We start from the raw sequence: 4871 nt of genomic DNA, 5'->3' as shown, positions 1-4871 counted from the left end.
CCCTTAACGCCCCCCTTAACTCTTCCAGATAGAGTTCACGACAATCAAAGGTTCTAAATTAAATTTTGATGCTTGATACCATCTATTTTTATTTGTGACTCATTCCCAATAAGTCATAGAGTGCATATTAAAAAGTTGGCATTAATGGTAAATTCTCCGCCAAATCAAACACATTTACTCCTCGAGTCATTGATGAGTGAATAAAGCAGATATTTGGCTAGGGATAATACATGTCACTTTGGGGATTTTTGGGAACGGGGATTGCCTACTTCATGACAACGTTTGCCTTTGTTTTTGGCGGCATTTTTTGGTTATGTGCTGAAGGTAATACATTAAGAGAAACAAAGCGCCAATCATCAATAATGTCCGGGGTTATTGCTTGTACTATTGGAACTTGGGTGCTTGCTTTTGGTGTTTACGTTTACGGTTACTTTTGGGATAACTCTTCTCACTATTATTTTTATTTGCTCGCTCCATGGGGACTTGCCATTTTTGGGGTAAAACTTCGTAACCGCTGGGTTAAGCAATACGCGCGTGTAAAACACGCAAAAGAAGAACAGTGGCAAAAGCACTGGCGAGAATTATTAGGGGAAGATACTGAAGAGCTTCCACCATATACACATGATTACGAGCTCTACTCGGGCATTTGGCAAGCCAATGAAGCGCTCCAAGAACAGTGTTTTGCAGCCCTTCCTCACGGGAAAGCAGTCTACGAGAGAGTGAAAGCCTTCCAAACGATGGCCTCCCCCGCTGGTGACATAAACAATCAAGTTTTGCTGAGTAAACTCGATCAACTAGAGGATGAAATCATTCAAGTTCTTGAGCAACACTCGCAAAAGAAAGTAAGCATTGAAACTGGCGCAGGTACTTTACACAAAGAGTCAAAACGCAATGTTTATCACCATGAGAATGGCCCAACAGAAGAGCAACTGTACGACTCAATCAACCTCCAACATGATTTGGATCGAGAGCTACGCAACATTATCTATGATCGGCTCGGTTACGATGGCGAAGATGAGTACTTTTTCCTCCAAGCGCCACTCGAAGAGCTTACCGAGAATGAAACCGCAATCAACTGGATGCTCTGGGGGTTAGTAAACGACCATTTTGCTGTTGACCCATACCAAACGGCGTTGGATCTCAGCCTAATGAATGCGGAACCAAGATGGGGGCAAAATGAACGGTTTGTAATGATTACGGCTCAATAAACGCAAGTACTAAGTCTAATTTTAATACAACCTATTCTGAGACCACCCTCGCGTTGGTTAACTTAGCCAGTAAGCGGCCAACGCGATCGCGCATTTCACGTCTATCGACAATCATATCTAGCGCACCATGCGCTAGTAAAAATTCACTTCGCTGAAACTCGTCTGGTAACTTTTCACGTACCGTTTGCTCAATGACACGTCTTCCCGCAAAGCCAATACTTGCTTTAGGTTCACCAATATTGATGTCTCCTAACATGGCTAAACTCGCCGAGACGCCACCATAAGTTTGGTCCGTCAATACTGAGATATAGGGTAATCTGTGCTCAGATAAGTGGTTTAACGCGGCGCTGGTTTTTGACATTTGCATGAGTGCCACCAAAGACTCTTGCATGCGCGCCCCTCCGCAAGCGGAAAAACATACTAACCCAGATTTTGTATTAATTGCGCTTTCAACTGCTCGGACAAACTTCTCGCCAACCACTGCGCCCATCGAGCCTGCCATGAAAGAGAATTCGAATGCACACGCAACAACAGGCAGCCCCAATAACTTGCCCTCCATCACCACCAACGCATCTTTTTCTCCAGTCGTTTTCTGTGCTAAAGCTATTCGCTCTTTATATCGCTTTAAGTCTTTAAAACCCAAAATATCTTGTGGCTCCAACTCACTTGCCAACTCTTGTTGTGTTCCATGGTCCAGAAAAGAGATCAACCTTTGACGCGCAGCCATTCTCATGTGATATGAGCATTTAGGGCATACTTCCAAATTTTCTTTTAACGCGGCACGATAAAGTATTTGTTCACACTCAGGACACTTTGTCCAAACGCCCTCAGGGATAGACGCTTTGCGCGAACCTATTATATTTTTATTCTCAAATAACCGTTCTAACCAGCTCATAAATTCACCACTATTGATTACGTTCTAGCGCGATATCTCGTTGTTTGTTCGCTTAAACTTGTAAATAAAATTGTATGTAACTTAGTACAGGGATAAAGTGCGATATGCTGGCTTGATAATCCAATAAAGTGGGATAATGAAATGTTTGATAACGTTGACCAAATCTGGTTAAAAAGTTTTCACTGTGTTTATGAGAACAACAGCTTTAAGCGAGCCGCTGAGTGTTTGAATATACCAACATCAAATATCAGCCGACACATTGCCCTGCTTGAAGAAAAGTTAAACATTAGGTTGTTCAATAGAACAACAAGGCGAATGACGCCTACCGAGGCTGGAGAAGAGCTCTATAGCAGCACTCGTCCGTTATTGGAGCAACTCAACGCCGCACTAGAAACGGTAACGCGCCACTCACACACGGTAACAGGGGAACTGCGAATTCTTATGCCAGACACACCTGTACTGGCAAAAGCTATTGTTTCCTTTTGCAATCAATATCCAGCAATCTCTTTGCATTGTGATACAACGCTCGCCCCTAAAGGCGATGCTATCGATGGCTTTGATATAATATTGAGTTTTCATAGAGGGACTTTGTCAGACAGTAACTGGGTGGCGAGAGAGATAAAACGCTGGCCCAGTACCATTTTAGCCGCGCCTCAACTAATTGAGAAATACGCCACCCCTTACAAAATTACGGATCTAAGTCATGTTCCCTGCATCACGACGCTTACCGCAGTAAATGGTGCACCATGGGTATTCAGAAACCCTGTTGGGGGCCATATTACTCAAACTGTGCAATCTTCATTCAAAGTAAACAGCGGTCATCTCGCCAGATATGGCGCGTTATCAGGGCTTGGATACGCAATATTGCCAATTGAGTCATGCCAAAATGAGATCAAAAATGGTGAGCTAGAAATCGTCACTCTAGAGTACGAACCTGAGGATTTAGTGCTTTACGCCTTTTACTCGTCTAGAAAACATGTAGCTAAGAAAATATCTATGTTTGTTGAACATTTAAAGCAAAACGCAAAACTTAACGCCTAGCTAAGCTTTACTCAACTAATTTATCGTATTCTGTTTTATCGTCTAGAAAGGACAAACACCGCTAAGCGATTTGAGACTCGATTTTTTCAAATAAAAAAGCCAGCAATTAACATTTACTGGCTTTTATTAAAGAGGGTCAGTTGGCGTTTAGATTCTAAACGCTCCTACGTGACGATCGAGTGTTCGCGATAGCTCCGCGAGTTGTTGACTTGATTCTTCTAGTTGCTCACTCGCCGTTAGCGCACTTTTCACTGAGTGGCTGACGGTATCCATGTTCATATTAATTTCGTTTGCTACCGTTGATTGCTGTTCTGTTGCGGTTGCTACTTGAGTATTGATATCTGAAATAGTCGTCACTTGTGCAGCTATTGCTTCTAAAGCCTGTCGAGCTAACTCGGTTTCTGCCGTTCCTTCTTCAATAAGAGTCTTACTATTGCTCATTGAATTCACCGCACTTTGAGCTTCAGTTTGTAGCTGGTGAATCATGTTGTCAATTTCATCGGTAGAATGAGCCGTTTTAGTCGCTAGGTTGCGAACTTCATCAGCGACGACTGCAAAACCTCGGCCGGCATCACCAGCGCGTGCAGCTTCGATAGCCGCATTGAGAGCCAATAGATTGGTTTGCTCCGAAATACCTCTAATCACCTCTAGAATACTACCAATCGACTGAGTATTTTCAGCAAGACTCACGATAATGTTGGAAGTGCTGTTCATCTCGTTTTCAAGATTAGTCATCGCCGTTTTGGTTCTTTCTAGCGTCGTGTAGCCATCTTGCGCTTCATTACTTGCTGCACTCGCAGCATTTGCCGCTCCAGCAGCATTGGAGGCAATTTCATTGACCGTCGCAATCATTTCGTTCATGGATGTGACAACCAGCATGGTTTGCTCGTTCTGCTCTTGCCCTCTTGTGAGCGCTTGTTGAGATTGCCCACGCAAAGCGACAGCTGAACTATTAAGCTCCACACCAGTATTTACAACTTGTGTAATAATCTCATGTACTTTCCCAACAAAAACGTTGAAAGCAGAAGAAATTTGCGCGACTTCGTCATTACCTTTCGCTGGCAAACGAACGGTTAAGTCTCCGTCTCCTTTTGAGATGTCTTGTAGAGCGTCTTTAAGCGCAGAAAGCGGTCTCATCAGTTTATTTAGCAGAAGTGACAGAATCAAAACACACATAACGAAGATCGCCACCATAGAGATCAACTGGTAAGTAATAATTCCATTCGTCGCTTGGCTCACTTCGGTAATAGGAATACCGATATCAAAAGTACCGTATAACTGACCATCCACATAAATTGGTGCCATGATGTCAAACACCCATACTTTCTGGACATCGGCATACCACTTTGAGTACTGTTGAACACCTCTCGTCGCGCCTTCAACAGTATATTCATCGTTATAGGTTTTGTTCAGCTTGTGCTTATCACTGTGGGCTACTGCCGTTACGTTACGGTCAATTACAACGGCATAACTCACGTCTGAACGTTGTTTCAGCCCCTCAACAAGCGATTGTAAATCTTGCATTGGATTGGCTGAGTTCTCCAAAATATAACTCGCATTTCCCGCTAGAAACTCAGCTTGAACTTGGGATTTGTTTAAGATGATGTCATCGATTTTCTGACTCGAAATTAGGTACGTTGATGCCATACTCGCCACGACAGCAATACCAAACATGGCGCAGACTGCTAATAAGATGATTCTTTTCATTATAATTGTCTCAATACAAT

Annotated in this window: 4 protein-coding genes; 2 read left to right on the top strand and 2 right to left on the bottom strand. The window is 43.2% G+C overall.

Features of this window, described 5'->3' with window-relative positions:
• Window positions 1-230: 230 nt before the first annotated feature.
• Window positions 231-1208 (top strand): hypothetical protein, encoded by a 978-nt coding sequence (locus CAG68_RS19590; RefSeq protein WP_161441547.1) that lies wholly within the window; start codon window positions 231-233, stop codon window positions 1206-1208.
• Between the two features lie 31 nt (window positions 1209-1239).
• Here the strand turns inward: CAG68_RS19590 and accD are convergent, their stop codons facing one another.
• Entirely contained in the window at window positions 1240-2103 is an 864-nt protein-coding gene (gene accD, locus CAG68_RS19585; RefSeq protein ID WP_017821534.1) for an acetyl-CoA carboxylase, carboxyltransferase subunit beta, read from the bottom strand.
• A 141-nt stretch (window positions 2104-2244) separates the two neighbouring features.
• On the opposite strand from accD, the gene CAG68_RS19580 reads away from it, so the two are divergent.
• Window positions 2245-3144, top strand: a complete 900-nt coding sequence (locus tag CAG68_RS19580; protein WP_161441546.1) for a LysR substrate-binding domain-containing protein — start codon at window positions 2245-2247, stop codon at window positions 3142-3144.
• Between the two features lie 147 nt (window positions 3145-3291).
• Here CAG68_RS19580 and CAG68_RS19575 read toward each other — a convergent pair whose 3' ends face one another.
• Window positions 3292-4851 (bottom strand): methyl-accepting chemotaxis protein, encoded by a 1560-nt coding sequence (locus CAG68_RS19575; RefSeq protein ID WP_017635256.1) that lies wholly within the window; start codon window positions 4849-4851, stop codon window positions 3292-3294.
• Window positions 4852-4871: the final 20 nt, after the last annotated feature.

Origin of the sequence: Vibrio sp. V42_P2S4T144 (assembly GCF_009904715.1) — a bacterium.
Taxonomy (GTDB): Bacteria; Pseudomonadota; Gammaproteobacteria; order Enterobacterales; family Vibrionaceae; genus Vibrio; species Vibrio alginolyticus.
This window is presented reverse-complemented; position numbering and strand designations above follow the sequence as displayed.

Coding starts and splice junctions, on each gene's coding strand:
- CAG68_RS19575 (WP_017635256.1), bottom strand. CDS start 4,851: ATGAAAAGAATCATCTTATTAGCAGTCTGCGCCATGTTTGGTATTGCT.
- accD (WP_017821534.1), bottom strand. CDS start 2,103: ATGAGCTGGTTAGAACGGTTATTTGAGAATAAAAATATAATAGGTTCG.
- CAG68_RS19590 (WP_161441547.1), top strand. CDS start 231: ATGTCACTTTGGGGATTTTTGGGAACGGGGATTGCCTACTTCATGACA.
- CAG68_RS19580 (WP_161441546.1), top strand. CDS start 2,245: ATGTTTGATAACGTTGACCAAATCTGGTTAAAAAGTTTTCACTGTGTT.